The sequence below is a fragment of the Tsukamurella ocularis genome (assembly GCF_965138335.1).
Taxonomy (GTDB): domain Bacteria; phylum Actinomycetota; class Actinomycetes; order Mycobacteriales; family Mycobacteriaceae; genus Tsukamurella; species Tsukamurella ocularis_A.
Genome location: NZ_CBCSDV010000012.1, coordinates 62159 through 87411, shown reverse-complemented (window position 1 = coordinate 87411; position 25253 = coordinate 62159). Strand labels below are relative to the sequence as shown.

29 protein-coding genes are annotated in these 25253 nt (G+C 71.6%); 12 read left to right on the top strand and 17 right to left on the bottom strand.

Annotation, left to right across the window (positions count from 1 at the left end; all coding sequences use genetic code 11):
* Positions 1–108: 108 nt before the first annotated feature.
* From ACNAYW_RS12850 to sdhC, 5 genes are all read right to left on the bottom strand, one after another.
* Positions 109–621 (bottom strand): toxin-antitoxin system HicB family antitoxin, encoded by a 513-nt coding sequence (locus tag ACNAYW_RS12850; RefSeq protein WP_415850087.1) that lies wholly within the window; start codon positions 619–621, stop codon positions 109–111.
* Between the two features lie 233 nt (positions 622–854).
* Positions 855–1622: a succinate dehydrogenase iron-sulfur subunit gene (locus tag ACNAYW_RS12845; protein WP_068528814.1), complete on the bottom strand. Its 768-nt coding sequence runs from the start codon at positions 1620–1622 to the stop codon at positions 855–857.
* Positions 1622–3373 carry a succinate dehydrogenase flavoprotein subunit gene (sdhA, locus tag ACNAYW_RS12840; protein ID WP_415850086.1) on the bottom strand — a complete coding sequence of 584 codons (1752 nt, stop codon included), beginning with the start codon at positions 3371–3373 and terminating at the stop codon, positions 1622–1624. Before sdhA ends, ACNAYW_RS12845 begins: the two co-directional genes overlap by 1 nt.
* A 25-nt stretch (positions 3374–3398) precedes the next feature.
* A complete protein-coding gene (locus tag ACNAYW_RS12835; protein ID WP_068522412.1) occupies positions 3399–3866 on the bottom strand; it encodes a succinate dehydrogenase hydrophobic membrane anchor subunit in 468 nt (155 codons plus the stop codon).
* Between the two features lie 14 nt (positions 3867–3880).
* Positions 3881–4288: a succinate dehydrogenase, cytochrome b556 subunit gene (gene sdhC, locus ACNAYW_RS12830; protein ID WP_146485560.1), complete on the bottom strand. Its 408-nt coding sequence runs from the start codon at positions 4286–4288 to the stop codon at positions 3881–3883.
* Between the two features lie 239 nt (positions 4289–4527).
* Between sdhC and ACNAYW_RS12825 the strand changes: the two genes are divergently transcribed.
* Positions 4528–4929 (top strand): cytidine deaminase, encoded by a 402-nt coding sequence (locus tag ACNAYW_RS12825; protein WP_415850085.1) that lies wholly within the window; start codon positions 4528–4530, stop codon positions 4927–4929.
* Positions 4926–6224, top strand: a complete 1299-nt coding sequence (locus ACNAYW_RS12820) for a thymidine phosphorylase (protein WP_415850084.1) — start codon at positions 4926–4928, stop codon at positions 6222–6224. Before ACNAYW_RS12825 ends, ACNAYW_RS12820 begins: the two co-directional genes overlap by 4 nt.
* Here ACNAYW_RS12820 and ACNAYW_RS12815 read toward each other — a convergent pair.
* The gene (locus tag ACNAYW_RS12815) at positions 6221–7162 is read right to left on the bottom strand and encodes a D-2-hydroxyacid dehydrogenase family protein (RefSeq protein WP_415850083.1); all 942 of its coding nucleotides are present in this window, start codon (positions 7160–7162) and stop codon (positions 6221–6223) included. The genes ACNAYW_RS12820 and ACNAYW_RS12815 overlap by 4 nt on opposite strands.
* Before the next feature lie 98 nt (positions 7163–7260).
* On the opposite strand from ACNAYW_RS12815, the gene ACNAYW_RS12810 reads away from it, so the two are divergent.
* The 3 genes from ACNAYW_RS12810 to ACNAYW_RS12800 all read left to right on the top strand — a co-directional run bounded on the left by ACNAYW_RS12810 (position 7261) and on the right by ACNAYW_RS12800 (position 10375).
* Positions 7261–8520, top strand: a complete 1260-nt coding sequence (locus ACNAYW_RS12810; protein WP_415850082.1) for a sensor histidine kinase — start codon at positions 7261–7263, stop codon at positions 8518–8520.
* A gap of 66 nt (positions 8521–8586) precedes the next feature.
* Positions 8587–9213 carry a response regulator gene (locus tag ACNAYW_RS12805; RefSeq protein ID WP_415850081.1) on the top strand — a complete coding sequence of 209 codons (627 nt, stop codon included), beginning with the start codon at positions 8587–8589 and terminating at the stop codon, positions 9211–9213.
* A gap of 43 nt (positions 9214–9256) precedes the next feature.
* Positions 9257–10375 carry an adenosine deaminase gene (locus ACNAYW_RS12800; RefSeq protein ID WP_415850080.1) on the top strand — a complete coding sequence of 373 codons (1119 nt, stop codon included), beginning with the start codon at positions 9257–9259 and terminating at the stop codon, positions 10373–10375.
* Positions 10376–10430: 55 nt separating this feature from the next.
* Here the strand turns inward: ACNAYW_RS12800 and ACNAYW_RS12795 are convergent, their stop codons facing one another.
* The 5 genes from ACNAYW_RS12795 to ACNAYW_RS12775 are packed head-to-tail and all read right to left on the bottom strand — an operon-like array spanning position 10431 to position 13757.
* Positions 10431–11777: a primosomal protein gene (locus ACNAYW_RS12795; RefSeq protein ID WP_415850079.1), complete on the bottom strand. Its 1347-nt coding sequence runs from the start codon at positions 11775–11777 to the stop codon at positions 10431–10433.
* Between the two features lie 18 nt (positions 11778–11795).
* Complete coding sequence (locus ACNAYW_RS12790) at positions 11796–11957, bottom strand: hypothetical protein (protein ID WP_415850078.1); 162 nt, start codon at positions 11955–11957, stop codon at positions 11796–11798.
* Positions 11958–11967: 10 nt separating this feature from the next.
* Positions 11968–12273 (bottom strand): hypothetical protein, encoded by a 306-nt coding sequence (locus tag ACNAYW_RS12785; RefSeq protein ID WP_415850077.1) that lies wholly within the window; start codon positions 12271–12273, stop codon positions 11968–11970.
* A gap of 3 nt (positions 12274–12276) precedes the next feature.
* Complete coding sequence (locus ACNAYW_RS12780) at positions 12277–13446, bottom strand: C40 family peptidase (protein WP_415850076.1); 1170 nt, start codon at positions 13444–13446, stop codon at positions 12277–12279.
* On the bottom strand, positions 13443–13757 hold the full coding sequence (locus tag ACNAYW_RS12775) for a hypothetical protein (RefSeq protein ID WP_415850075.1): 315 nt from the start codon (positions 13755–13757) through the stop codon (positions 13443–13445). The genes ACNAYW_RS12780 and ACNAYW_RS12775 overlap by 4 nt, the downstream gene beginning before the upstream one ends.
* A gap of 63 nt (positions 13758–13820) precedes the next feature.
* Here ACNAYW_RS12775 and upp point away from each other — a divergent pair, with 63 nt between their 5' ends.
* Complete coding sequence (upp, locus tag ACNAYW_RS12770; protein ID WP_415850074.1) at positions 13821–14450, top strand: uracil phosphoribosyltransferase; 630 nt, start codon at positions 13821–13823, stop codon at positions 14448–14450.
* A gap of 18 nt (positions 14451–14468) precedes the next feature.
* Here the strand turns inward: upp and ACNAYW_RS12765 are convergent, their stop codons facing one another.
* From ACNAYW_RS12765 to ACNAYW_RS12755, 3 genes are read right to left on the bottom strand one after another with little or no spacing between them, the layout of a single operon-like run.
* Positions 14469–15026: a hypothetical protein gene (locus ACNAYW_RS12765; protein WP_415850073.1), complete on the bottom strand. Its 558-nt coding sequence runs from the start codon at positions 15024–15026 to the stop codon at positions 14469–14471.
* Positions 15023–16648 (bottom strand): phospho-sugar mutase, encoded by a 1626-nt coding sequence (locus tag ACNAYW_RS12760; protein WP_415850072.1) that lies wholly within the window; start codon positions 16646–16648, stop codon positions 15023–15025. The genes ACNAYW_RS12765 and ACNAYW_RS12760 overlap by 4 nt, the downstream gene beginning before the upstream one ends.
* Positions 16649–17485: a purine-nucleoside phosphorylase gene (locus ACNAYW_RS12755; RefSeq protein WP_415850071.1), complete on the bottom strand. Its 837-nt coding sequence runs from the start codon at positions 17483–17485 to the stop codon at positions 16649–16651.
* Positions 17486–17517: 32 nt separating this feature from the next.
* Here ACNAYW_RS12755 and ACNAYW_RS12750 point away from each other — a divergent pair, with 32 nt between their 5' ends.
* The 4 genes from ACNAYW_RS12750 to ACNAYW_RS12735 are packed head-to-tail and all read left to right on the top strand — an operon-like array spanning position 17518 to position 21089.
* A complete protein-coding gene (locus ACNAYW_RS12750; RefSeq protein WP_415850070.1) occupies positions 17518–18228 on the top strand; it encodes an enoyl-CoA hydratase/isomerase family protein in 711 nt (236 codons plus the stop codon).
* 2 nt (positions 18229–18230) lie between these two features.
* Complete coding sequence (locus ACNAYW_RS12745) at positions 18231–19433, top strand: amidohydrolase (RefSeq protein WP_415850069.1); 1203 nt, start codon at positions 18231–18233, stop codon at positions 19431–19433.
* Positions 19430–20635 carry an amidohydrolase gene (locus tag ACNAYW_RS12740; protein ID WP_415850068.1) on the top strand — a complete coding sequence of 402 codons (1206 nt, stop codon included), beginning with the start codon at positions 19430–19432 and terminating at the stop codon, positions 20633–20635. The genes ACNAYW_RS12745 and ACNAYW_RS12740 overlap by 4 nt, the downstream gene beginning before the upstream one ends.
* A gap of 58 nt (positions 20636–20693) precedes the next feature.
* Positions 20694–21089 carry a hypothetical protein gene (locus tag ACNAYW_RS12735; protein ID WP_415850067.1) on the top strand — a complete coding sequence of 132 codons (396 nt, stop codon included), beginning with the start codon at positions 20694–20696 and terminating at the stop codon, positions 21087–21089.
* A gap of 23 nt (positions 21090–21112) precedes the next feature.
* Here the strand turns inward: ACNAYW_RS12735 and ACNAYW_RS12730 are convergent, their stop codons facing one another.
* The gene (locus tag ACNAYW_RS12730) at positions 21113–21892 is read right to left on the bottom strand and encodes an SDR family oxidoreductase (RefSeq protein ID WP_415850066.1); all 780 of its coding nucleotides are present in this window, start codon (positions 21890–21892) and stop codon (positions 21113–21115) included.
* Entirely contained in the window at positions 21882–22889 is a 1008-nt protein-coding gene (locus ACNAYW_RS12725) for an ArsR family transcriptional regulator (protein WP_415850065.1), read from the bottom strand. The genes ACNAYW_RS12730 and ACNAYW_RS12725 overlap by 11 nt, the downstream gene beginning before the upstream one ends.
* A 55-nt stretch (positions 22890–22944) precedes the next feature.
* Between ACNAYW_RS12725 and ACNAYW_RS12720 the strand changes: the two genes are divergently transcribed.
* Positions 22945–23181 (top strand): hypothetical protein, encoded by a 237-nt coding sequence (locus ACNAYW_RS12720; RefSeq protein WP_415850064.1) that lies wholly within the window; start codon positions 22945–22947, stop codon positions 23179–23181.
* Positions 23182–23260: 79 nt separating this feature from the next.
* Here ACNAYW_RS12720 and ACNAYW_RS12715 read toward each other — a convergent pair whose 3' ends face one another.
* A complete protein-coding gene (locus tag ACNAYW_RS12715; protein ID WP_415674873.1) occupies positions 23261–23755 on the bottom strand; it encodes a gamma-glutamylcyclotransferase in 495 nt (164 codons plus the stop codon).
* Between the two features lie 89 nt (positions 23756–23844).
* On the opposite strand from ACNAYW_RS12715, the gene ACNAYW_RS12710 reads away from it, so the two are divergent.
* Positions 23845–25248, top strand: a complete 1404-nt coding sequence (locus ACNAYW_RS12710; protein WP_415850063.1) for an NAD(P)H-quinone dehydrogenase — start codon at positions 23845–23847, stop codon at positions 25246–25248.
* The last annotated feature ends 5 nt before the right edge of the window (positions 25249–25253 follow it).

Below are 25253 nucleotides of genomic sequence, written 5' to 3'. Positions count from 1 at the left end.
AGGGTGTGCTCGGCCGACCCCGCGGGGGCGCGGGGTTCTCGTCGGGCTGTTCGGCTGTGGGGCTGTTCGGTTGTGGGGATGGAGTGGGTGTTCGGGAGGTGCTGCGGGTCAGCGGGCCCAGCCGGCGAAGTCGTCGCCGGTGCGGAGGGCGCGCTGCGCGGTCCGCCGCTTGCGGGGGGCGAGCGCGGCCGCGACGGCCCGCACGAGCCAGGTGTTCACGGAGACGCCCTCCGCTGCCGCGGCCTCGTCGACCTGGGTCTTGAGCGCGTCGGGCAGGCGGAGCGTGGTCCGCGAGGTGCTGGTGTCATCGAAGTCGACCCCGGTGGACGTCGTGGCCTCGTCTTCCGCCTCTGCACGCGCGGCGGCGACGACGAATTCGACGTCGCGGCCGCGCAACCGCAGGTCCACGGAGCCCGGCACCAGATCGCGGGTGATCTCGGCGGCGGCGGCGGACAGGGCGTCGAGCAGCACCAGCCGGGTCGCGGCATCGAGGCCGGAGGCGAGGCGCTCCGCGCTGGCGCGGGCGTCGTCCACCCCGTTGTCGCCGGCGTCGTCGAAGTCGCGCTCGGCGGCGGCGATCAGCTGGCGCTGGAGGTCGGTGACGAAGGGCGTGATGTCCATGGCGTCAACTATGACACCACTGTGGTGTCACGTCAAGGCTCGGCTGTTGTTGCCCTGTCGCCTTGCGTGACTTAACAGCGTTGGATGCAGATGTTTTCCCAGGTGGCCGCCTGGGCTAACGCTGTTAAGTCCGAGGTGGGGTGTGACAGTGCGTGGTGTCACCGTGGTGCGACATGAGAAAAGCCCCGGACCTCGGGTGAGGTCCGGGGCGTTTCCGGGCTGCAGTAAAGGTTCTAGCGGCTGAACAGGAGGGCGCGCTTGACCTCCTGGATGGCCTTCGTCACCTGGATGCCGCGGGGGCACGCGTCGGTGCAGTTGAAAGTGGTGCGGCAGCGCCACACGCCGTCGACGCCGTTGAGGATCTCGAGGCGCTCGGCGGCGCCCTCGTCGCGGCTGTCGAAGATGAAGCGGTGCGCGTTCACGATCGCCGCGGGGCCGAAGTACGAGCCGTCCATCCAGTACACCGGGCAGCTGGTGGTGCAGCAGGCGCAGAGGATGCACTTGGTGGTGTCGTCGAAGCGCTCGCGGTCCGTGGGGGACTGGATGCGCTCGCGGGTCGGCTCGTTGCCCGAGGTCATCAGGAAGGGCTTCACGGCGCGGAAGGCGTCGAAGAAGGGCTCCATGTCGACGACGAGGTCCTTCTCCACCGGCAGGCCGCGGATCGGCTCGACCGTGATGGTGATGTCCTTGCCCTCCTGCAGGAAGTCCTTCATCAGCATCTTGCAGGCGAGGCGGTTGACGCCGTTGATGCGCATGGCGTCCGAGCCGCACACGCCGTGGGCGCAGGAGCGGCGGAAGGTCAGGGTGCCGTCCAGGTAGCCCTTGATGTACAGGAGCAGGTTCAGGAAGCGGTCCGAGGGGAGCGCCGGGACGCGGTAGCTCTGCCAGCCGGCCGCGTCCGGGTCCTCCGGGTTGAACCGGTAGACCTTGATCGTGACCATGGTGGAGCCGGGCGGAACGGGCGGCTGCACGGACGCGGGGGTGTCAACTGCGGCGGTCATCAGTACTTACGCTCCATCGGCTCGTAGCGGGTCTGCACGACGGGCTTGGTGTCGAGACGGATCCCGGACTCCAGGCCCTCGCCCTCCTTGTACGCCATGGTGTGCACCATGAAGTTCTCGTCGTCGCGGTTCGGGTAGTCCTCGCGGGCGTGGCCGCCGCGGGTCTCCTTGCGGTTGAGGGCGCCGACGACGGTGACCTCGGCCAGCTCGAGCAGGAAGCCCAGCTCGATGGCCTCGAGCAGGTCGCTGTTGAAGCGCGTGCCCTTGTCGGTGACGGTCACGTGCTCGTAGCGCTTCTTGAGGGCGCGGACGTCATCGAGGGCCTGCGTGAGGGTCTTCTCGGTGCGGAAGACGGCGGCGTTGTTGTCCATCGTCTGCTGCAGCTCGGTGCGGATCGCCATGACGTTCTCGTTGCCGTGGTCGCTGAGCATCGCGGCGACCCAGTTCTCGACCATCTCCGAGGGGTTCTCGGGGAGCGGCACGAAGTCGTGGGTCTTGGCGTACTCGGCCGCGGCGATGCCGGAGCGGCGGCCGAAGACGTTGATGTCGAGCAGCGAGTTGGTGCCCAGGCGGTTGGCGCCGTGCACCGAGACGCAGGCGCACTCGCCGGCCGCGTACAGGCCGGGGACCACGTTGTCGTTGTCGCGCAGCACCTCACCGTGGATGTTGGTGGGGATGCCGCCCATGACGTAGTGGCACGTGGGGTAGACGGGCACCAGCTCGGTGACGGGGTCGACGCCGAGGTAGGTGCGCGAGAACTCCATGATGTCCGGCAGCTTGGCCATCAGGGTCTCCTCCGGGATGTGCGTGACATCCAGGAGCACGTAGTCCTTGTTCGGGCCGGCGCCGCGGCCCTCGAGCACCTCGAGCACCATCGAGCGGGCGACGATGTCGCGCGGCGCGAGGTCCTTGATGGTGGGGGCGTAGCGCTCCATGAAGCGCTCGCCGTCGACGTTGCGCAGGATGCCGCCCTCGCCGCGGACGCCCTCGGTGATGAGGATGCCCAGGCCCGCGAGGCCCGTCGGGTGGAACTGGTGGAACTCCATGTCCTCCAGGGGCAGGCCCTTGCGGAAGACGATGCCCATGCCGTCACCGGTGAGGGTGTGGGCGTTGGAGGTGGTCTTGTACATGCGGCCCGAGCCGCCGGTGGCGAAGATGATCGCCTTCGCGTGGAAGACGTGGATCTCGCCGGTGGCCAGCTCGTAGGCGACGGCACCGGTCGCGACGGGGCCGTCCTCGGTCTCCGTCAGCGCGATGTCGAGCACGTAGAACTCGTTGAAGAACTCCACGTCGTGCTTGACGCAGTTCTGGTACAGCGTCTGCAGGATCATGTGGCCGGTGCGGTCCGCGGCGTAGCAGGCGCGGCGCACGGGCGCCTTGCCGTGGTCGCGGGTGTGGCCGCCGAAGCGGCGCTGGTCGATCTTGCCCTCCGGGGTGCGGTTGAAGGGCAGGCCCATCTTCTCCAGATCGAGCACCGCGTCGATGGCCTCCTTGGCCATGATCTCCGCGGCGTCCTGGTCGACGATGTAGTCGCCGCCCTTGACCGTGTCGAAGGTGTGCCACTCCCAGTTGTCCTCCTCGACGTTGGCGAGGGAGGCGCACATGCCGCCCTGCGCCGCGCCGGTGTGGGAGCGGGTGGGGTAGAGCTTGGTGAGCACCGCGGTGCGGGCACGCGGCCCGGCCTCGATGGCCGCGCGCATACCGGCGCCGCCGGCGCCGATGATCACCACGTCGTAACGATGTTCCTGCATGATGCGGGTGAGTCCTTCCTGGCCGTTACTGGGCGGTGGGCACGGAGGCCGGTTCGAACGAGAGGAGCGCGTACGAGCCGAGGCCGACCACGAGGATCATCGACAGCACGAGCAGGGTCTTGAGCCAGAACCGCGTGCGGTCCTTGCGGGCGTAGTCGTCGATGATCACGCGCAGGCCGTTGCCGCCGTGCAGCTGCGCGAGCCACAGCATCGTGATGTCCCAGATCTGCCAGAAGGGGCTGGCCCAGCGCTGCGCGACGAAGGCGGCGCTGATCCGGTGCACGCCCTGGCTGTCCAGCGCGAGCATGATGAAGACGTGCCCGAAGACGAGCACCAGGAGGGCGATGCCCGAGAAGCGCATGAACAGCCAGGCGTACTTCTCGAAGTTGCCGGACGCCGGACGGTGCGGCGAGCGCGGGTTGTCGAGCGAGGCGGGGCGGTCGTACTGCTTGAGCAGCGTCTTGGCGAGCTTGGGTTCGTTCGCGGTAGTCATATCTCTTCGTCCCCCTAGGCGTGCGAGATCATGATGTAGAGGAGACGCGCTGCCATGCCCGCGCCGGTGATGAGGAAGACGGCCCAGACCGCGATGGACATCGCCTTCTGGTACTGCACGCCCTTGCTCCAGAAGTCCACGAGGATCACGCGGACGCCGTTGAGGGCGTGGAAGAGAATGGCCATGACGAGGCCGATCTCGAGCAGGCCGATGATCGGCGTCTTGTACGTCTTGATGATCGCGTCGTACGCCTCGGGGTCGATGCGGATGACCGCCGTGTCGAGGACGTGGACGAACAGGAAGAAGAAGATGGTGACGCCGCTGATGCGGTGCAGCACCCAGTTCAACATGCCCGGATCGCCCTTGTAGAGGGAGACGCGGCGCGGCTCCTCGGCGGCCGCCACCTCGGTACTACTGCTCATCGAGTCCTGCCTTCGACATCGTTTCTTGGATACGGCCGGACCTCGGTCGACGGAAGGGCTGAGCCCTCGCGCCGGCGCCGATCGCGACGTATACCTGAACCCACGCCTTGACCTTAAACCCACCGGAATGTGGAATCGAAACCACGGTCCCGATGTGTTGGGGCCGAACAGATTTAGTTAGGTTTGCCTGACCGAAATTGACCCGGAATCAACAAGCCTCCGGAAGGGAGTGATCGGCTGTGCCCGACATCGACTGGGAGGCATTGCGGCGCACCGCCGTCGACGCCATGGGGCGCGCCTACGCGCCCTATTCGAAGTACCCCGTGGGGGCGGCCGCCGTGACCGACGACGGTCGCGTCGTGTCCGGATGCAATGTGGAGAATGTCTCATACGGACTGACCCTCTGCGCGGAATGCGGCCTCGTGGGCGCGCTCCACGCCACGGGCGGCGGGCGCCTGCTCGCCTTCACGTGCACCAACGCCAACGGCGACGTCCTGCTGCCCTGCGGGCGCTGCCGGCAGTTGCTCTACGAACACGGCGGCGGCGAGCTCCTGATCGACCACCGCTCCGGCCCGATGCCGCTGAGCCGGCTGCTGCCCGACGCCTTCGGGCCCGACGACATGGATGAGGTAATCCGATGACCGATGTGTTCGACGCCGTTTCCGTCATCGCCGCCAAGCGCGACGGCAAGGCCCTGTCCGACGGCCAGATCGACTGGGTGATCGACAGGTTCACCAGCGGCGAGGTGGCCGACTACCAGATGTCGGCGCTCGCGATGGCGATCTTCCTCAACGGGATGGACCGCCGCGAGATCGCGCGCTGGACCGCGGCGATGATCGCCAGCGGCGAGCGCATGGACTTCTCCGGACTGCGCCGCGACGGCCGGCCGCTCGCGACGACCGACAAGCACTCCACCGGCGGCGTGGGCGACAAGATCACCCTGCCGCTGACCCCGCTCGTGGCGTCCTACGGCGTCGCCGTGCCGCAGCTCTCGGGGCGCGGCCTCGGCCACACCGGCGGCACCCTCGACAAGCTGGAGGCGATCCCCGGCTGGCGCGCCGACCTGACGAACGCGCAGATGTTCGACCAGCTCGAGAAGGTCGGCGGCGTGATCTGCGCGGCCGGTTCGGGCCTCGCGCCGGCCGATAAGAAGCTCTACGCCCTGCGCGACGTCACCAGCACCGTCGAGGCCATCCCGCTCATCGCCAGTTCGATCATGAGCAAGAAGATCGCCGAGGGGACGGCCTCGCTCGTGCTCGACGTGAAGGTCGGCAAGGGCGCCTTCATGAAGACCGCGGCGCAGGCGCGCGAACTCGCCGAGACCATGGTCGCCCTCGGCCACGACTCCGGCGTGGACACCGTCGCGCTGCTGACGGACATGTCCACCCCGCTCGGCCGCAGCGCCGGCAACGGCCTCGAGGTCGCGGAGTCGCTCGAGGTCCTGGCCGGTGGCGGACCGTCGGACGTGGTCGAGCTGACGCTCGCCCTCGCGCGGGAGATGCTCGCCCTCGCGGGCGTCGACGACGACCCCGCCGAGCACCTCGCCAACGGGAAGGCGATGGACAGCTGGAAGGCGATGATCGCGGCGCAGGGCGGCGACCCCGATGCGCCGCTGCCCGTCGCGCAGCACACGCGCACCGTCGCCGCGCCCGCCTCGGGCGTGCTCACCGAGCTCGACGCCATGGGCGTCGGCATCGCCGCCTGGCGCCTGGGCGCGGGCCGCGAACGGCAGGGCGAGCCGGTGCAGGCCGGGGCGGGTGTCACCTGGCACGCCGGTGTGGGCGACACCGTCACCGCCGGGGAGCCGCTGTTCACGCTGCACACCGACACCCCGGAGAAGTTCGACGGCGCCGTCGCCGCGCTCGACGGAGCCGCCGTGATCGGCGCCGCCGCCGCGCCCCGCGGCTCGCTGGTGCTGGACCGCGTGACCGTCTAGGAGACGTCCGTCGAGGGATTCATGACGCGGACGGGGGCGCCCGCGAGATACGCGCGGACGTCCTCGGCCGCGTCGCCGTAGAACAGCCGGTACTGCTGCTCGGTGACGTAGCCGACGTGGCCCGTGAGCACCGAGTTCGGCAGGTCGCGTATCGGATCGTCCGCGCGCAGCGGCTCCTCGTCGAAGACGTCGAGTGCGAGCCGGATGTCGCCGCGGCGGGCCGCCTCCGCGGCCGCCGGGGTGTCGAGGACGCCCGCGCGGGACGTGTTGACCAGGAGCGCGCCCGGCCGCATCCGGGCGATGTCGGCGGCACCGACGATGCCGCGCGAGCGCTCGGACAGCACGTAGTGGATGGTGACCACGTCGGCGCGCGCGAAGAGCTCGTCCTTGCTCACCGCGGTGGCGCCGGCCTCGGCCGCCCGCTCGGCGTCGAGGTTGCTGGACCACGCGATCACCTCCGCGCCGAAGGCCGTCGCGACCCGCGCGACGCGCCGCCCGAGGCCACCGAGGCCGACGATGCCGATCGTGCTCTCGGACAGCTCCTTCCCGACGGTGCTCTGCCAGCGCCCGGACCGGATGTTCGCGTCCTCGACCGGTACGTGGCGCAGTGCCGCGAGGATCAGGGCCCACGTGTGCTCGGCGGCCGCGGCGGGCCGGTAGCCGGTGTGGCACACCGTGATCCCCAGCTCGGAGGCCGCGGCGAGATCGATCGCCGCGTTGCGTCGGCCCGTCGACACGACCAGCCGCAGCCGGGGCAGCGACCGGAGCACGTCCGCGGGGAAGCGGGTGCGCTCGCGCATGGCGACCACCCCGTCGAACTCCGCCAGCTGGGCGGCGACGTCGGTGAGCGGCTCGGTGAACACGGTGACGTCGAGCCCGGAGAAGTCCCCGTACCGGCGGGAGACGTCCTGGAAGTCGTCGAGGATCGCGATGCGCATACGACCACGCTAGCGGCCCGGGGGTAGTGCTGGCACCACCCCGGATTCTCCCGCTGGGGCCAGGGACCGGCGGGCGTCGCGGGCCTAGCGTCTACGGCATGATCGATCACGTGACCCCGTCCCCGGTGCAGCGCGACCCCGAGCGCGGCGCGCTCGTCGCACCGCTGCGCGAGCCACTGCACTTCCTCACGACCTCCGCGCCGTGGCGCGGCCTCGCGTACTTCGCCGGATCGATGCTCGTGGGGTGGGCGCTCTTCTTCCTCTACGTGGTGGTGGTGCTGCTGCCCTTCGCGCCCGCGTGGTCGTACGGGTTGGCGAAGCTGGAGCGCCTGCGGGTCACCTGGCTCGGGGATCCGGCCATCGGCGATCCGCACCCGCCCGTCGCCGGGAACCTGTCCGCCCGCGCGGGGGCGCGGCTCGGCGAGCGGGCCACGTGGCGCGAGGTCGCCTACTCGTTGCTGCTCGCGGTGTTGACCCCGATCGTGTTCCTGGGAGCGGTGATCGGCTGGACCGTCGGCGGCGGGCTCCTGCTCGGTCCGATCCTCTCCGACGAGGTCAACGTCATGGGCGCGGCGGTCGACGGCATCGTCGGCCGCGCGGTCTGGGGCGCGATCGGCGCGGTGATCTGCGCTGTGGGCCTGTACATCACCTACGCCGTCTCGGTGGCGCAGGCCGCCACCGCACGCCTGCTGCTCGGCCCCACCGAGGAGGAGCTGCAGCGTCGCGTCACCACGCTCGAGGCCTCCCGCGGCGTGCTGGTGCACTCCTTCGAGGGGGAGCGCCGCCGGATCGAGCGCAACCTGCACGACGGCCCGCAACAGGACCTCGCGAGCCTGTCGCTGCAGCTCGGCGAGCTCCAGCAGAGCCTCTCCGCCGAGACCGACGACGCGGTGCGCGCCCAGGTCGTCGAGGCGCAGACCCGGCTCGAGCGCGCCATGGCGGGCCTGCGCGACACCGTCCGCGGCGTGCACCCGCAGGTGCTCGACGACGCCGGCGTCGAGGCCGCGTGCGCCGAGCTCGGCGGCGCGATCCGGGTCGACGTCATCGCCGGCGAGGGCTGGACACCCGGCCGCCGGTTGCCCGCCGATATCGAACAGGCCATGTACTACACGGCGAGTGAGGGCGTCACCAACGCGATCAAGCACGGCGGGGCGCAGCAGGTGTGGATCACCTTCGCGGCGGGCGTGCTCGGGGTCTCCATGACCGTCATGGACGACGGTGCCGGGGGTGCGGACCCCGCGCGGGGCACGGGCCTCGCCGGCCTCGTCGAACGGGCCGAGGCGATCGGCGCGACGCTCACCATCCTCAGCCCTCCCGGAGGACCGACCACGCTCTACTGGGCGAAGGCGGTGTCGTAGTCTGCGAGCCAGGCGCAGCGGTGAGCGCAGGAGTGGACACGTGCGGACGGAAGGCGGCCGGCAGAAGTGCGGATCGTGATCGCTGAGGATGCCGTGCTGTTGGCCGAGGGGCTGCAGCGGATCGTCGAGCGGGCCGGCCACGAGGTCGTGGGCCTGCTCGGCGACGCCGACGCCCTGCGCGCCGTCGATCCCGCCGCGGTCGACCTGGTGGTGACGGACGTGCGGATGCCGCCGGGCCACGGGGACGACGGGCTCCGGGCGGCGCTCGATCTGCGCGCCGGGAGGACGGACCTGCCCGTACTCGTGCTGTCGCAGTACGTCGCGGCCGCGTACGCGCGGCGGCTGCTGGAGTCCGGCGGCGGCGTCGGTTACCTGCTCAAGGAGCGGGTCGGTCGGGTCGACGACTTCCTCCGCGCGCTGGACACCGTCGCCGGCGGGGGAGTGGTGGTCGATCCCGAGGTCGTCGCCAAGATGTTCACCCCGACGGTGCTCGACCGGCTCACGCCCCGCGAGGGCGAGGTGCTCGCCCTCATGGCGGAGGGCCGCGGGAACGCCGAGATCGCTGCGGCGCTGGTGGTCTCGGACGCGGCGGTCGCCAAGCACGTCGCGAACATCTTCGCCAAGCTGGACCTGCCGCCCGAGGAGGGCAACCGCCGCGTCCGCGCGATCCTCACGTATCTGACGGAGCGGTAGCGCGCCGACGGTGTTACGCGCCGGTAGCCGGTACGTTGACCCTATGGCGAATCCCGTTGGCCCGACCCCCATCGATCTGCAGGCCCTGCGCCGCGCGCCCAAGGTGCTGCTGCACGACCACCTCGACGGCGGGCTGCGGCCCGCCACCGTCCTCGAGCTCGCCGCCGAGACCGGATACGACGCGCTGCCGGCCTCGACGGAGCCCGAGCTCGCCGCGTGGTTCCGCGACGCCGCCGACTCGGGATCGCTGGTGAAGTACCTCGAGACCTTCGAGCACACCGTCGGCGTGATGCAGACGGCCGGGGCGCTCGCCCGCGTGGCGCGCGAGTGCGCGGAGGACCTCGCCGCCGACGGCGTGGTCTACGCCGAGGTGCGGTTCGCGCCCGAGCAGCACCTGCAGGGCGGACTGTCGCTCGACGAGGTGATGGAGGCCGTGCTCGCCGGCTTCGCCTCGGGCGAGTCCGCGGCGCGCACCGCCGGCCGGCCGATCGTGGTGCGGTGCCTGGTGACCGCCATGCGGCACGCGGCGCGGTCCCGGGAGATCGCGGAGCTGACGGTCCGCTGGCGCGACCGCGGCGCGGTCGGCTTCGACATCGCCGGCGCGGAGGCCGGCTTCCCGCCCAGCCGCCACCTCGACGCCTTCGAATACATGCGGGATCATTCCGCGCCCTTCACCATTCACGCCGGCGAGGCGTTCGGCCTGCCGTCGATCCACGAGGCGCTGGCCTTCTGCGGCTGCGACCGACTGGGGCACGGCGTGCGGATCGTGGACGACATCACCGGCGTCGAGCCCGCCGACGCCGACTTCTCCGGCGCGGTCCTCGGCCGGGTCGCCGCGCGGGTGCGGGACGCGCGCATCCCGCTGGAGCTGTGCCCGAGCTCGAACGTCCAGACCGGCGCTGTCGCCTCGATGGCGGAGCACCCGTTCAACCTGTTGGCACAGTTGCGCTTCCGTGTCACGGTGAACACGGACAACAGGTTGATGAGCGACACCACCATGAGCGCCGAGATGCTCAAGCTGGTGGAGACCTTCGGCTACGGCTGGAGCGACCTGCAGCGGTTCACCATCAACGCGATGAAATCGGCGTTCCTGCCCTTCGACGAGCGGCTCGCGATCATCGACGACGTGATCAAGCCCGGCTTCGCCGTGCTGATCGGCTGATACCCCGCACCGCCCCGCGGGGCGGTGCCCCCCNCGGCGNCGCCGCGGGGCCGGGTCACTTGGAGGTGAGCCGGTCCTCGAAGTCGTGCTCGAGTGCGCGCCACGCCTCGGCCTCGTTGTCGAACGGGCCCGACGGCGCGAGCCGGCGCGGCTGGGGATCGAGCGCGTAGGAGACGAAGAAGCCCAGCGGGGTGGTGGGGCGCAGTGCGTCGCGCACCGAGGCGTCGTCGGCGAAATCGGCCGAATCCAGGAGCAGCTCGACGGCGAGATCCAGCTGGTCGCGGTCGATGCGCCGCGGGCCGTCGGCGATGTCCTCGCCGATGCCGGGCAGCACGTAGACGTTGTCGTCGTAGACCTCGATCTCGAGCGAACCGTCGGTCGCCGCCACCCGCACCTCGTCGTAGGTGGAGACGGCCGAGAGGTCGGTGTCGTTGTCGTCCGCGAGGTACCGCGCCAGGGCGCCCTCGGAGTCGAAGACGTAGATCTTGCCCTTGCGGCCCAGGAAGACCGGGTTGTCGTCGAGGTAGCAGCGCAGCGTGTAGTACTCGCCGGTCGAGGTGATGATCTTGATCGGGTCGATGCCGACCTGCCCCCAGAAGGAGTCGTCCTCCTCGTCCTCGAACTCCTCCTCGGCGCTCTTCGCGAGCGCCACCCCGTCGTCGGCGTCCGCGTCGTCGCCCTCGTACTCGTCGTCGTCCTCGTCCAGGTCGTCGGTGTCGAGACCGGGCACGTCATCGAGGTCGTCGTCGAGGTCGTCGTCGTCCAGATCCGCGGCATCGGCGGCCAGCGCGGCGGCCTTCTCCTCGGCCTCCGCGAGCTCCTGCTCGGCGGCCTCCGTGAGGGTGGCGGACACCTTCGGCGCGCTGACGACGCCCTCGATCGCGTCGATCACGTCGTCCCACTTGCGGCTGATGATCTGGCCGACCTTGTGCCACATCTCGGCGCCCTCGCGGCCCTCGAAGTTGCGCGTGCCGATGCGCACGGTGCCGAGCACGGGATTGCCGTTGAAGAACTTGGTGACATCGATCAACTCGCAGACCTCGCCGATGAGGCCGACGATCTCGAGGGTGTCCTCCAGCTCGGCGATCACCTCGGGCGTGGGCTCCTCGGCGGCCAGCTCCGGCACCGAGATCAGGTCGAATCTGCGGTCGTCACGCGGGACGAAGGCCTCCGCCGGCAGGGTGGTGAGCGCCTCCCAGGCCGGGTGGTCGTCGAGGTCGTTCGGCTTGCCGCTGCGGGCGAAGGCGACCAGCTCGGCGACCGACGAGAAGCCGTACAGATCCTCGTCCAGGCCCAGGAAGGCCTCCCATTCGTCCTCCCCGTCACGCCACCGCGGTGCCCACAGGGTGTGCACCGGGCCGTCGGTGAGGCCGAGTTCGATCGGGACGATGTCAGACGCCATGGCGCCCAGCGTAGTGCACTACGCCGGTTCGGCGTCGGCCAGAGGATCGGAGTGCTCCCGCAGCACCTTCACCGCCCGCGGGTCGGGCTTGCGTCCCTGAAGCAGCGCTGCCTTCGCGGCGATCCGGGCGAACTGCAATTGCGTCTCGGGACTGAGGCCCGACGGACGTGTGTCCCTCACGCCGCCCTCCTCACGTGCTGCCTACTTCGTCATTATCCGGCAGGTCCGGGAGATCCGCCAGGGCGAGGGCCTCGATCAGATCGCGCTCGGTCTCCGTGGCGAGCGACGAGATCATCAGACTCGTGAGGACCGCTATGGCGATTCGCGCGACTGTCACGTCGGCGTCCGCGGTCCGCTCGACCGACCACGTCACGCGCCGCCACCATTCCGCCCGCCGTTCCGACCGTTCCTTCTGCCGCATCGTGAGCCAGACGCCCGTGAGGGCCATTGCGGCGGCGATGAACGGTGCAGCAACGAGCCACAGTGCTGTGCTCATCGACTACCCCGTCGGGCGGAAGAAGCCGTGGAACTGCTGCCCGATGTTGTCCGTGCGGACAGCCGAGATCTGCACGGGATCGCCCGCTTCGATCATCCGGCCGTCGCCGATCACCATCGCGACGTGCCCGCTCCACACGGCGAGGTCCCCGGGACGCAGGTCCGAGGCGCTCACCGACGCCCCGACGCCCTGCTGATCGGCGAGACGGGGGAGCTCGATGCCCGCCTGCCGGTACGCCCACTGGGTGAACCCGCTGCAGTCCAGCCCGACGCCCGGGGTCGTTCCGCCCCACGCGTAGGGCACGCCGAGTTGGGTGAGCGCGGCCTGCACCGCCGCGGCGGCCTTGGCGTTCGGTGCCTTCACCACCGTGCCGTCGGGGAGGCGCACGTCATAGCCTCCCTTGCCGTCGGCCGTCACCGTCGTCCTCCCGGACCGGCGGGAGGCCGCCACCGTCGTCGCCCCGGAGCCCTTCCCGGATCCGCGGCCCGAGGTGCTGCGGTTCCCGCCGCCGGTGAGGGCGGAGGCGAGCCCGCTGACCGGGGAGGACCCGCCCCCACCGCTCCCTCCGGATCCCGTCCCGGTGTGCGCGGCGCTCGCCGGGGTCGTGGTGGCGGTGGTCGATGCGGGCGTGGTCGCCGCGCCCCCGTCGACGGTGCCGGGCGCGCTCGGGGTGTTCCCCGCGAGACCGGAGACGGTCTCGGTCTCGCCGTCGAGCTCGTCGCGGATGGACCGCAGCACGTCCAGCGCCTGTTGCAGGTGATCGGCCGCGAGGGTGAGGACGGCGATCAACCCGGTGGGGTTGAGCAGTGTGGGGTTCGCTGCCTCGGCCTTGCCGACGAACGAGTCGAGGATCGCCTGCAATCGCGTGCGGCCCTTGCTCACGACCTCGGCGGCGGTGGTCACGGAGGTGCGGATCGAGCCGGTGTGCTGCGCCAGGGCACCCGCCGCGGTGCCCCCGTCGCCGATCGTGCGCTGGGCGGACGTCGCGTCCTCGCCCGTCCACGCCCGCCCGACGGTGACCGTGGTGGACGCCGTCTGCGCACTGACCCGAGCGAGTTCGGCCTCGACGGAGCGGATCGCGCGGTCGACGCCCGCCACCGAGAGGTCGCCGGTGCCGAACGCGTCGAGCAGGGCCCGCAGCGGCGCCGCCAGCGCCGCGACGATGCCGCTCACGACGCCCCCAGCAGCCCGAGCAGCGCCCCCGCGCCGCCCGCGTCCGTGGCGACCGCGGAGGCCACCGTCCGCACCGCCCCCGCGGAGGCCGAGGCGTAGAACGCGGCGAGGCGCGCCACCTCGGCGTCGGCGGCGGTCACGGCGCCCAGCAGTTCCGCCAGGTAGTCGCCGCCGACCAGGCCGAAGACCGGCGTCAGCGCCGCCGCCGAGACGGCGCCCACCCCCGCGGCGCCCGCCACCGACGAGGCCAACGAGCCCAGTTCGCTCCCGGCCGCCGCCACCGCGCCCGTCGCCATCAGAAACGGTTCCATCGCAATACCCCCTCATTGATTGGACGCCTCAGGGCCCCGCGCGGTTCCCGATACGCTGACCGCATGCAGATCACCGTGGTCGACCACCCCCTGGCCGCCGTCCGGCTCACCGCGCTCCGCGCCGTGGCCACCGACAACGCCTCCTTCCGCGCCGCGCTCAAGGAGCTCACCCAGATGCTGGTGTACGAGGCCATGCGGGAGGCCGCCGTCGCGCCCGTGACGGTGACCACCCCGCTCGAGGACACCGCCGGTGCCGCGCTCGCCGCGCCGCCGCTGCTGGTGCCCGTTCTCCGGGCCGGCCTCGGCATGGTCGATCAGGCGCACGCGATGCTGCCCGAGTCGCAGGTGGGCTTCGTCGGCATGGGGCGCAATGAGGAGACCCACGTCCCCGAGCCCTACTTCCAGTCGCTGCCCGCCGACCTCGCGGGGCGCCCCGTCTTCGTGCTCGACCCCATGCTCGCGACCGGCGGCTCGATGGTGGAGACGCTCAGCCTGCTCGCGCAGCGCGGTGCGACCGACGTGACCGCGGTGTGCGTGGTGGCGGCGCCGGAGGGCGTGCAGGCGCTCGCCGACTGCGGCCATCCCGTCCGCCTGGTGACGGCCACCGTCGACCGGGGACTGAACGAGAACGCCTACATCGTGCCCGGCCTCGGCGACGCGGGCGACCGCCAGTTCGGTCCGCGCTGGACCTGATACGGCAGCGGCGGGCGCTCAGGGGGCGACCCAGAAGCCCGTCGCCGGCTCGGTGAACTCGCCCGCCGCCGTGCTGATCACCAGACCCGTGGGGGTGATGTTGATCGTCGCGTCCGGGGCGCGCGCGACCCACCCGGGGCCGGCGGGCAGCACGCCCTCGATGCGCGTGCCCGAGCCGGTGTCGATGCGCCAGCCGGCGTAGTACAGCGCTCCGGCGCGGGCGCAGACCACGGCCTGCGAGGTGGCGGTGAGGACCATCATCCGCGCGGTGTCGCCGTCGGCGCAGCGCGCGGTGGTCCCCAGGAAGCCCAGCGCATCCGTGCCCGGGATCGACGGCGGCGGCGGTGCCGGCGCGGCCGGTGCGGCCGACTCGGGCGTGGACGTCGCGGTGGCCGAGGCGGCGCTCGACGGCCCGGACGTCGGCGGGGCGGCAATGGTCCGCTCGGCGGGCCGCTGGCCGCTGACGTAGGCGGTGGCCGCTGCGGCGGCCGCCACCACGATGAGCACACCCACCAGGACGGATGCGGCGATCACCCGGCCGCGCGCCGGGTCGGCCGAGCGGGCTGGGCGGGTCACCCGAAGGCCGCCCACTTACGCACCGTGTCGGTCACCGCGGTGAGCCGCTGTCGGGCGCGCGCCTCGGCGCCGCTCGTGTCGCTGTCGACCGTCACGGGCTCGATCACCTCCAGGTAGAACTTCGCCTTCGGCTCGGTTCCGGAGGGCCGCACGGTGACCCGGACGCCGTCGCCGCGGAACACCAGCGCGTCCGTCGCGGGGCGAGCCGTCAGAAGATCCTCACAGCCGACGGCGGTGTTTGCAACCTCAACGGGCGGGTTCGTGCGCAGCGCCGCCATGATCGCGGCGATCCGTGCGACGTCGTCCACCCGCAGTGCGTACTGGCTCGACAGGTGCACGCCGTGCCGGCGGTACAGGGCGTCCAGCGTGTCCGGCAGGCCGCTGCCCCGCGCCTTGAGCGTCGCGGCGTACCCCGCGGCGACGACAGCGGCGGAGATCCCGTCCTTGTCGCGCACCGTCGACGGGTCGACGCAGAGCCCGAGGGCCTCCTCGTAGGCGAAGACGAGCCCGTCCCCGGCGCGGACCAGGTTCTTGAAACCGGTCAGGGTGCGTGCGTACCGGGCCCCGCGGCTCTCCGCGATCGCGCCGAGCAGTTCCGAGCTGACGATCGTCGTCGCGACCAGGGGGTCCGACGGCGCCCCGTCGAGCGGTGCGTCGAGCAGGTGCGCGCCGAGCAGCGAGCCGGCCTCGTCGCCGGTGAGCATGCGCCACCCGTCGGGGAAGCGGGCGCCGAGGGCACACCGGTCGGCATCGGGGTCGAGCGCGATCGCGAGGTCGGCGTCGACGCTCTCCGCAAGGGCGAGCAGCAGATCGGCGGCGCCGGGCTCCTCCGGGTTGGGGAACGCCACCGTCGGGAACTCGCCGTCCGGGGCGAACTGCTGTTCCACGACGTGGACGTCCTCGAAACCGCTGCGGCGCAGGGCCTCCACCGCGACCTTCCCGCCGACGCCGTGCATCGGGGTCAGTGCGATCCGCAGCGGCGCGGCGGGCGCCGGGCGGAGCGAGGAGACCCGGTCCAGGTACGCGGCGACCACCTCCGCGGCCCGGGGATCGGCGGGCACCGCTGTCCGCTCGATCTCCGTCGCGGGCGGGGCCGCGGCGATGAGCTGCTCGATCTCGGCGTCCGCCGGCGATACCAACTGGGCGCCGCCGTCGAGATACACCTTGTAGCCGTTGTCGGCGGGCGGGTTGTGCGACGCGGTGATCTGCACCCCGGCGACGGCGCCGAGCGTCCTGGTCGCGAACGACACCCACGGTGTGGGCCCGGGCTCGGGCAGCGCTACGACGGCGAAACCCTGCGCCGCGAGCACCTCGGTAGCCGCGGCGAAGAAGGCCTCGGAGCCGCGCCGCGCGTCGCGCCCGACGACGACGGTGCCGCCGCCCAGGCACTTGGCCTTCAGCCACTCGCCGAGTGCCCAGGTCGTGCGGGTCACCACCGCCACGTTCATCCCCGACGGTCCGCCGCGCACCGGGCCCCGCAGGCCGGCGGTGCCGAAGGACAGGGGGGCCGCGAAGCGCTCGGCGAGCTCGTCGCCGGTGAGGGCGTCGAGTTCGGCGCGGGTCGCGGGGTCGGGGTCGCCCTCGATCCAGGCGAGGGCCTCGGCCGCGAGTTCGGCACTCATCTACATCGCCTCGATCACGTCGGCGAGCAGGCCGCCCATCCGCGCGGCCGCTTCGCGCCCGGCCTCGAGGACCTCCTCGTGGTCGAGCGGCTCACCGGTGATGCCCGCGGCCAGGTTGGTGACGAGCGAGATCCCCAGCACCGCGGCGTCTTCGGCGCGAGCGGCGATGGTCTCGTGCACCGTGGACATGCCGACCAGGTCGGCGCCCAGGGTGCGCAGCATGCGGATCTCGGCCGGGGTCTCGTAGTGGGGGCCGGGGAGGCCGGCGTACACGCCCTCGTTGAGCGACGGGTCGACCTGCCGCGCCAGCGCCCGCAGCGCGGGGGAGTACGCGTCGACGAGATTGACGAACTGCGCGCCGACCAGCGGCGAGCGGCCGGTGAGATTGAGATGGTCGGCGATGAGCACCGGCTCGCCCACGAACATGCCCTCGCGCAGCCCGCCCGCGGCGTTGGTGAGGATCACCGTCGATGCGCCCGCCGCGCACGCGGTGCGCACCGGGTGGACCACCCGGGAGAGGTCGTGGCCCTCGTAGGCGTGGGTGCGGCCGAGCAACACCAGCACCCGCTTGCCGCCGACGACGACCGCCGAGGCCGTGCCCTTGTGTCCGGCCGCGCTGGGCGGCGCGAAGTGGGGCAGCTCGGCCATCGGGACCGACCCGACGGCGGTGCCCCGTGCCGTGAGCGCGTCTGCTGCGGGCGCCCAGCCGGAGCCGAGCACCACCGCCACGTCGAAGGGCTCGCCGCCCGTCGCAGTGGTCAGCGCGGCGGCCGCCTCCCTGGCCGCAGCGGAGGGGTCATCGATACCGGTGTCACGTGCCGCGTGCAGTTGCGCCATGGCCCCAGATGCTAGCCGCTATCGTGATCCCCATGCCTTACGTCACGCGTACCCACGACGTCTTCACACTCTTCCTGGGCGATGAGGGTGTCGAGCTCTCGGAGACCAACCCCGAGAACCGCTTCTCCCCGGACTGGGTCGACGCGGTGCACGCCCGCCTCGACGAGATCGAGGCCGCGGCGGCCGGAGCGCCCGCCGCGCTGGTGGTCACCGCCACCGGCAAGTTCTTCTCCAACGGTCTCGACGTGATGTACATCCTCGCCAACACCGGCGAGCTGCCGTCGTACCTGGACCGGGTGCACACGGTCTTCAGCCGCCTGCTGACCTTCCCGATGACCACCGTCGCCGCGATCAACGGCCACGCCTTCGGTGCGGGCGCCATGCTGGCGCTCTCGTGCGACTTCGCCGTGATGCGTGACGATCGCGGCTTCTTCTGCCTGCCCGAGGTCAGCCTCAAGATGGGCTTCACCGTCGGCATGGCGACGCTGCTGCGCTCGCGCCTGCCGTACCAGAGCGCCGTCGAGGCGATGACCACCGGACGTCGCTACGGCGGCGCCGATGCGATCGCCGCCGGCATCGTGCAGTCCACTGCGTCGGAGGCCGAGCTGGTCCCCACCGCGACCGCCATCGCCGCCGCGAACGCCGCCGCCGACGGCCCCACGCTGAACAAGATCAAGAGCGATCTGCACGCGCCGCTCATCGCGGACCTCGCCGTCCCGACGACCGAAGTCAAGTTCGGCTGACGGTGACCGGTCGCGTCACCTCCGTCCTGGAGGCGCTCACCGGCACCGTCGACCGGGTGCGGGGCGACCTGATCGAGGTCAGCCACGCGATCCACGCCAGACCCGAGCCGGCTTTCGAGGAGCGGTTCGCGTCGCGTCTGCTGGCCGATGCCCTCGCCGCGCACGGCTTCGCGGTCGAGCGCGGCGTCGCGGGCCTCGAGACCGCCTTCGTCGGCAGGGCCGGCGGCGGCCCGCTGCGCGTCGCCGTCTTCGCCGAGTACGACGCGCTGCCCGGTATCGGACACGCCTGCGGGCACAACATCATCGCGGCGGCGGGCCTCGGCGCGGGCATCGCCCTCGCATCCGTCGCGGACGAGCTGGGCATCACGGTCGAGGTCTTCGGCACCCCGGCGGAGGAATCCGGCGGCGGCAAGGTGCTCATGCTGCAGCGCGGGGCGTTCGACGGTGTCGCCTGCGCGGGCATGGTGCACCCCGCGCCGTTCGACGTGGTGCGCACCCGCACCCTGGCGCTGGCCGACCTCGCGGTCCGGTACACCGGGCGCGAGGCGCACGCCTCGGCCGCTCCCTGGGCCGGCCGGAACGCGGGCGACGCCGCGACGGTCGCGCAGGTCGCGCTCGGCCTGCTCCGGCAGCACGTCGAGCCCGGACAGCAGTTGCACGGCATCGTGAGCGAGGGTGGGGCCGCGCCGAACGTGGTCCCGGCCGCGGCGGAGTTGCTCTACTACCTGCGCGCCGACGATGCCGAGTCGCTGGAGCGGCTCGCCGCGCGTGCCGGTGACTGCTTCGCCGCAGGCGCCCTGGCGGCCGGCTGCACGCACCAGGTCACCGAGGTCTCGCCCGCCTACACCGAGCTGCGCAGCGACGACGGTCTCGCCGCGGCCTACCGCGCCGCTGCGGTCGCGATCGGGCGCGACCCGGTGGCTCCGGAGTTCGAGCGGCTGGTGCCGCTGGGGAGTACCGACATGGGCAATGTGAGCCACGCTGTACCGTCGATCCATCCGCTGATCGGCCTCGAGACCGACGGGGCCGTGACCCATCAGCCGGAGTTCACGGCCGCCGCCGCCACCGAATCCGCCGACCGGGCCGTGCGCGACGGTGCGCTGGCCCTGGCCGCAGCCTTCGCTGCGGTCGCGGAGGACGAGGACGAACGCGCGCGGCTGCTGACCGGGGCCGCGCGGAGCGGAAGCGATGGAGGCGGACGGTGAGCGGCACGGCGAGCGGGACTGCGGGCGAGGATCTCTCGAGGGCCGCGTACGTCGATCAGTGGTTGCAGCGCAAGGGCGACTGGCTCCGCGAATTCCGTCGTGACCTGCACGCCCACCCCGAGCTCTCGTGGCGCGAGAAGCGCACGACGAACGCCGTCTTCGAGGCGCTGACCGCGGCCGGCCTGCACCCCCGGAAGCTGTCGACCACCGGCCTGATCTGCGACCTCGGACCGACCGCGGGCGAGCGCGTCGCCCTGCGCGCCGACATGGACGCGCTGCCGATCCACGAGGCCACCGGCCTCGAGTTCCAGTCCACGACCCCGGGCGTCTCGCACGCCTGCGGCCACGACGCGCACACCTCGATCCTGCTGGGCACCGGCCTCGCGCTGGCCGAACTGGACCGCGCGGGCCGACTGCCCGTGGGCGTGCGGCTGGTCTTCCAGCCCGCTGAGGAGGTCATGCCGGGCGGCGCCCTGTCGGCGGTGCGCGACGAGGTGATGCAGGGCGTCTCCCGCATCTACGCGCTGCACTGCGACCCCCGCGTCGAAGTCGGCCGGATCGGCGTCCGGTCGGGCGCCATCACGTCCGCCGCCGATCACGTCGAGGTCATCCTGCACTCGCCCGGCGGGCACACCTCGCGCCCGCACCTGACCAGCGACCTGATCTACGCCATGGGCACCGTCATCACGGGCCTGCCGGGCGTACTGTCGCGCCGCGTGGATCCCCGCTCCGGGACCATCATGGTCTGGGGCGCCGCGAACGCCGGCTCCGCACCGAACGCGATCCCGCAGATCGGTGCGCTGCACGGCACCGTCCGTACGGGCGAGCATCAGATCTGGGAGTCGCTGGAGCCGCTCGTGCGGGAGATCATCGGGGAGTTGCTCGCGCCCCTGCGGATCAAGCACGAGGTCAACTACACCCGCGGCGTCCCGCCCGTCATCAACGACCACCTGGCCGCCACTCGCCTCGCCGACGCGGCCCGGGCCGTCTCGCCCGACGGGGTGGTCGACACCCCGCAGTCCGGGGGCGGCGAGGACTTCTCCTGGTACCTCGAGGAGTCGCCCGGCGCGATGGCGCGCCTCGGCGTGTGGTCCGGCGAGGGCCGCCAGTTCGACCTGCACCAGCCCGACTTCGTCCTCGACGAGCGTGCGCTGGAGATGGGCGTGAAAGTCTTCACCAACGTGGTCTTCGCCTCCGTCTAGCGGCTGCGCCCAAGCGCGCTGCAAGCGCGAGTTCAGCGTCGGAGCCGAAGGTGATGCCATGACCGCCATTCGTCTGATCCGGCACGGCTCGCCCCTCACCCGAAGTTGGGTCCCTCCCACGGTCATCGTGGATGGGCGGATGTACCCGGTCAACGATGACGACGCCCTGATCCCGGTCCTGCCCGGGGTGCGGACGATCTCGGTATCGGAGAACCTGCCGGCGCCGTCGAAGTGGGCATCGATGGCTGTTTCCGTGGCGCCGGGTCAGGTCGTCACGGTGTACTTCTCGCCTCCGGCGGTGCCCTACGCAAGCGGCACGCTGGGCTTCGCGGCGCAGACCCATTCGAGCTGGACGTGGATGTACGTGATCCTCGGGGTCCTCGCCCTGGTGCTGATCGTGCCCGTCATCGTGATCCTCGCCGTCATGTACATGTCGCTCGTCGCGACGGGCTGATCGGTCGGCCTGCTGGCACGGTGTCAGCTGCGCGCATCAAGGCCTCCGGAGATGTCGATGGACGTGCCGGTCGTGTACGAGGACCGGTCGGACAACAGGAACGCGATGGTGTCGCCGACCTCGTCGGGGCGGCCCATGCGTCGCAGCGGGATCGCGCGCCGGCGTGCCTCATCCCGGCACCAGTCGGCGTAGTCCGTCGCGGCACCGGACCGCTCGTACTTCTCCCGCTGCCGCGCGGTCTCGATGACGCCGACGTTGACCGCGACGACGCGAACGCCGTCGGATGCGAGATCGGCACTGAGTGTCGCCGCGTAGTTCGCGAGCGCTGCCCGCGCCGCACCGACGGGCGCCAACTCGGGACTCGGGTGGTGTGCACTCACGCCGTTCACCAGCACGATCGCGCCCCGTGTGGCGACGAGGTGGGAACGGGCGGCGCGCACGATCGTCGCGGCCGCGCCGACCTTGATGGCGAACTGCTCGGCCCACACCTCGGGATCTGCGTCGGCACCCGCAGTCACGCCGGTTCCCGCGTTGGCCACGACGCCGTGGACGCCGCCGAAGGTACGAACCGCGGCGTCGATGATCGCCTCGACGTCCTCGGGCCGGCGGGCGTCGCCCGCGAGGAGGAGCAGTTGATGGTGCGGGGCCGCCGTGTCCGCGAAGGCGGCGGTGAGGCGATCGAGGTCGCGGGCGAAACAGCAGACCCGGGCGCCCTCGCGCAGAAGCCGCTGCGCCGTGGCGCGGCCGATGCCGCTGCTCGCGCCGGACACGACGAACGCACGGTCGCGGAGTTCAAGATCCATGTACGCGATCCCCCTTGCGATCGATGAGCGCGTCGCCGAGTGCGGTGCGGCGGTAGAGGACCCGACGGCCGTACCGCGAACTCTCGACGATACCGTTGGCGCCCAGCACCTTCAGGCTCTGCGACACAGCGGACGGTGAGATCCCCAGTGTGTGGGCGAGATCGACGACGGCTGCCGGCTCCGCGAGCGCTACAAGTAAGTCCGCCTTCGCAGCTCCGATGAGCCTCTGCAGGGCGTCGTCGGCCGCGGGCCGAACGGATTCGAAGAGCGCGCCGGAACCGCGAGCCGGGTAGGCGATGTGCGGGGCGGCGTGCCGCGGATCGTGCGCCGCTCCGACGCCGCCGATGAAGACACTCGGGACCAGCATCAGCCCCCGTCCATCAGTGGGGAACTCGCCACTGGCACTCACGCACGCCAAGTCGATGGAGAGCTCACCCGTGCGGCGCCACGACACTCGCGGCGTCAAGGACCGGAACAGCGCGGCGGGTCCTCCTGTTGCGAGTTCTCTTCCGCGGTAGGTGATGTCCGACTCGAGGACCCTCTGGATCGCGGCCCAGTGCGGTTCGATCGTCTCGCGGTGATAGCCGGCGAGCGCCTCAGCGACTCGTCGCGCCGGATATGGATCGTCGATCAGTGCAGCGAGTGCGGGAGACGGCGGACCGCCTTCGCTCAGTCCGAGGAGCTGAAGGCGGACCTTCTCGGTGTCGGCCTCCGCGACCAGTCGGAGGTGCTCGGAGAACGTGGGACGCGCGTTCTCGCCCGGCGGCGGGGTCAGGAAGTCCGGGGTCTGCGCCCCGGAGGGCGAGACCAGCGCCTCGATCACCGCGTGGTCGAAGCGATCTCGGTGGGCGAGCGTATCGCGACGCCAGCGCGCCAGGTGTGGCCCGTAGGACAGCTCGGTCCGCAGGTGGAACAGGCTGAGTGCGGTCTCGTTGAGCGGCGACACCACGAAGCGGGCATCGGCGAGATCGCCGACGTCCAACAGGTAGGTCAACATGTAGGCGCCACCTAATTCATTGGAACCCGCGACGAGGTTCGTGTGTGCTCGGGATATGAGCGAATACCGAGAGCACTGGAACCTGGCGGCGGATCCTCCGACGGCAGCAGTCTACGCCCGCATGGCGGACGCGCACGACCGATCGGCGCTGTACCGGGCGCGGCGGAACCGGGTGGGGCGCACCGTCGAGCCCGGGCGGCGGGGCCTGCGCCCCGGGGTTGCCCGCGCGCTGCGGCGGCTGGCCGCGGCGATCGAGCCGGCACCGCCGAGCTGCGGGCCGGACGCGGTCTGAGCACGTCCAGAAAGTCGAATCCAGCTCGGCGAGGCGCCGATATCCGCCGCCCCGGAGAGCTGGAGTGAACTTTCGGGGATTACTCCGGGCCGTCGGCGGACGCGCCCGGACCCGGCCCGACGTTGCGGGACTCGCGGGTGCGGATGTCGAGGACGTACTCCTCGGGGGCGCCGGCGATGTACGCGGCGTCGGCCATCACGCCGAGGTAGCGGGCGGAGGGCAGGCCGCCCTCGAAGGCGTCGACGACGTACAGCCAGGCCAGGGTGGAGCCGCCGCCGATGAGGTCGACGCGGACCTTGAGCTTGACGTGGATGCCCAGCTCGGAACCCTCCCAGCGGTCCAGGGAGACCTCGTCGTCCGGGGTCACGTCGTAGAGCACCACGAAGACCTTGGCGTCCGGGTCGGACGGGTCCTCGGTGACGGTCGCGAGCGCGCCCTCCCAGCCGATGTCCTCGCCGGAGAAGGTCAGGCGCCACCCGTGCAGCCACCCCGTACCTGCCATCGGCGAGTGCGGGGCGCGCTCGGCCATCTGGTCGGGGTGCATGTTGGAGCCGTAGGCGGCGTAGATCGGCACAGGGTGGACTTTACCGCGCCGGCGGGCACGGACGGCTCAGCCCGACGGTGCCCGCACGCGGCGCCGCCCCGGGCGATAGCGTGGCAGCCATGACGAACATCGTGATCATCGGCGGCGGTCCGGCGGGGTACGAAGCAGCACTGGTGGCGGTGGCGCACGGCGGCGACGTCACGGTGATCGAATCCGACGGGATCGGCGGCGCCTGCGTCCTGTACGACTGCGTCCCGTCGAAGACCTTCATCGCCTCGACCGGCATCCGCACCGAGACCCGGCGCGCCGTCGACCTGGGCATCGAGCTGCACTTCGAGCGCGTCGAGATCGACGTCGAGCGGATCAACGCGCGCGTCAAGGACCTGGCGACCGCGCAGTCGGCCGATATCCGCGCCCGCCTCGCGGGCGAGGGCGTGCGGATCATCCGCGGCCGCGCGACGCTCGCGCCCACGGCGTCGGGGATGGCCCATCACGAGGTGAACGTCGTGACCCCGTCCGGCGGCGAGCAGTCCTTCGAGGCCGACGTGGTGCTCGTGGCCACCGGTGCCTCGCCGCGCGTGCTGGAATCCGCGCAGCCCGACGGCGAGAAGATCCTCACCTGGCGGCAGCTGTACGACCTCGAGGAGCTCCCGACGCATCTCGTGGTCGTCGGTTCCGGCGTCACCGGCGCGGAGTTCGTGCACGCCTACACCGAGCTCGGCATCAAAGTCACGCTGGTCAGCTCCCGCGACCGCGTGCTGCCGCACGAGGACGAGGACGCCGCCCTGGTGCTGGAGGACGCGCTGCTCGACCGCGGCGTCTCGCTGGTCAAGCGCGCCTACGCCGACAAGGTGGAGCGCAGCGAGGAGGGCGTCGTCGTGCGCCTGACCGACGGCCGCACCGTGGAGGGCTCGCACTGCCTCATGACGGTCGGCTCCATCCCGAACACCGCGGACATCGGCCTCGAGGACGTGGGCATCGAGGTCGACAAGGGCGGCTACATCCCGGTGGACCGCGTCTCCCGGACCAAGGTCCCGGGCATCTACGCCGCCGGCGACTGCACCGGCGTGCTGCCGCTGGCCTCCGTCGCGGCCATGCAGGGCCGCGTCGCGATGTACCACGCCCTCGGGGAGGGCGTCTCGCCCGTGAAGCTGAAGACGGTCTCGTCGGCGATCTTCACCCGCCCCGAGATCGCGACCGTCGGCGTCTCGCAGGCCGCGATCGACGACGGCACCTACCAGGCCCGCACCGTCATGCTGCCGCTCGCGACCAACCCGCGCGCGAAGATGTCGGGCCTGCGGCGCGGCTTCGTCAAGATCTTCTGCCGTCCCAACACCGGGCTGGTCATCGGCGGGGTCGTGGTGGCGCCCAACGCCTCCGAGCTGATCCTGCCGCTCACGGTCGCGGTGCAGAACGGTCTGACCGTCGACGACGTCGCGCAGACCTTCTCCGTCTACCCGTCGCTGTCCGGATCGGTCACCGAGGCCGCGCGGCAGCTGATGCGCCAGGACGACCTGGCCTAGCCGCC

Coding starts and splice junctions, on each gene's coding strand:
- ACNAYW_RS12800 (WP_415850080.1), top strand. CDS start 9,257: ATGGCGAATCCCGTTGGCCCGACCCCCATCGATCTGCAGGCCCTGCGC.
- ACNAYW_RS12835 (WP_068522412.1), bottom strand. CDS start 3,866: ATGACTACCGCGAACGAACCCAAGCTCGCCAAGACGCTGCTCAAGCAG.
- upp (WP_415850074.1), top strand. CDS start 13,821: ATGCAGATCACCGTGGTCGACCACCCCCTGGCCGCCGTCCGGCTCACC.
- ACNAYW_RS12755 (WP_415850071.1), bottom strand. CDS start 17,485: ATGGCGCAACTGCACGCGGCACGTGACACCGGTATCGATGACCCCTCC.
- ACNAYW_RS12810 (WP_415850082.1), top strand. CDS start 7,261: ATGATCGATCACGTGACCCCGTCCCCGGTGCAGCGCGACCCCGAGCGC.
- ACNAYW_RS12815 (WP_415850083.1), bottom strand. CDS start 7,162: ATGCGCATCGCGATCCTCGACGACTTCCAGGACGTCTCCCGCCGGTAC.
- ACNAYW_RS12795 (WP_415850079.1), bottom strand. CDS start 11,777: ATGGCGTCTGACATCGTCCCGATCGAACTCGGCCTCACCGACGGCCCG.
- ACNAYW_RS12775 (WP_415850075.1), bottom strand. CDS start 13,757: ATGGAACCGTTTCTGATGGCGACGGGCGCGGTGGCGGCGGCCGGGAGC.
- ACNAYW_RS12730 (WP_415850066.1), bottom strand. CDS start 21,892: ATGGATCTTGAACTCCGCGACCGTGCGTTCGTCGTGTCCGGCGCGAGC.
- ACNAYW_RS12750 (WP_415850070.1), top strand. CDS start 17,518: ATGCCTTACGTCACGCGTACCCACGACGTCTTCACACTCTTCCTGGGC.
- ACNAYW_RS12725 (WP_415850065.1), bottom strand. CDS start 22,889: ATGTTGACCTACCTGTTGGACGTCGGCGATCTCGCCGATGCCCGCTTC.
- ACNAYW_RS12785 (WP_415850077.1), bottom strand. CDS start 12,273: ATGAGCACAGCACTGTGGCTCGTTGCTGCACCGTTCATCGCCGCCGCA.
- ACNAYW_RS12710 (WP_415850063.1), top strand. CDS start 23,845: ATGACGAACATCGTGATCATCGGCGGCGGTCCGGCGGGGTACGAAGCA.
- ACNAYW_RS12850 (WP_415850087.1), bottom strand. CDS start 621: ATGGACATCACGCCCTTCGTCACCGACCTCCAGCGCCAGCTGATCGCC.
- sdhA (WP_415850086.1), bottom strand. CDS start 3,373: ATGCAGGAACATCGTTACGACGTGGTGATCATCGGCGCCGGCGGCGCC.
- ACNAYW_RS12820 (WP_415850084.1), top strand. CDS start 4,926: ATGACCGATGTGTTCGACGCCGTTTCCGTCATCGCCGCCAAGCGCGAC.
- ACNAYW_RS12845 (WP_068528814.1), bottom strand. CDS start 1,622: ATGACCGCCGCAGTTGACACCCCCGCGTCCGTGCAGCCGCCCGTTCCG.
- ACNAYW_RS12760 (WP_415850072.1), bottom strand. CDS start 16,648: ATGAGTGCCGAACTCGCGGCCGAGGCCCTCGCCTGGATCGAGGGCGAC.
- ACNAYW_RS12735 (WP_415850067.1), top strand. CDS start 20,694: ATGACCGCCATTCGTCTGATCCGGCACGGCTCGCCCCTCACCCGAAGT.
- sdhC (WP_146485560.1), bottom strand. CDS start 4,288: ATGAGCAGTAGTACCGAGGTGGCGGCCGCCGAGGAGCCGCGCCGCGTC.
- ACNAYW_RS12720 (WP_415850064.1), top strand. CDS start 22,945: ATGAGCGAATACCGAGAGCACTGGAACCTGGCGGCGGATCCTCCGACG.